Source organism: Microbacterium sp. P5_E9 (genome assembly GCF_054049175.1).
In genome coordinates, this window is sequence record NZ_JBFUMV010000129.1 from 1 (window position 1) to 547 (window position 547).

At 66.5% G+C, this 547-nt stretch carries 1 protein-coding gene; it reads right to left on the reverse strand.

All coding sequences use genetic code 11. The annotated features are described in order from the left end of the window. Nucleotides 1-389 (reverse strand): ATP-binding cassette domain-containing protein (locus tag ACXJ3V_RS20605; RefSeq protein WP_457102218.1); only part of this gene is annotated, 389 nt, incomplete at its 3' end. Nucleotides 390-547: the final 158 nt, after the last annotated feature.

Sequence of the window (547 nt, forward strand, 5' to 3'; positions counted from 1 at the left end):
CGCTCGCGCAGCGCCTTCACGCGCCGCTGGGCGGCCGGCCCGACCCAGAACGTGGACAGCACGCTCGGAAAGCGCGACATCTGCCCGGCGAGAACCAGGTTCTCCTCCGAATCGAGCGTCGGGAAGACGACCGTCTTCTGGAAGCTGCGCAGGAAGCGCCCTTCGCGAGCGATCCGGTTCATCGGCCAGGCCGTGATGTCCACGCCCTTGAGCAGCACCCGGCCCGCGTCGCTCTTCTGCAAGCCCGTGCAGCAGTCGAAGAGCGTCGACTTGCCCGAGCCGTTCGGTCCGATCAGGCCCATCACCTCGCCGCGGCGGACATCGATGTCCACGCCTTGCAGTGCGGCCACGGCGCCGTAGTTCTTGCACAGACCTTCGATGCGCAGCATGACATCAGTCGACATGGTGCTTCTCCTTGCCGGCTCCACCGAGGCGGGCGATACGTTCGGCCGCGCTCTGGAACAGCGGCGCGAGGCCTTGCGGAAACAGGAACACGAGGCCGAGAAGCACGAAGCCGTAGATGATCATGCGCAGCTCCGGCGTGATC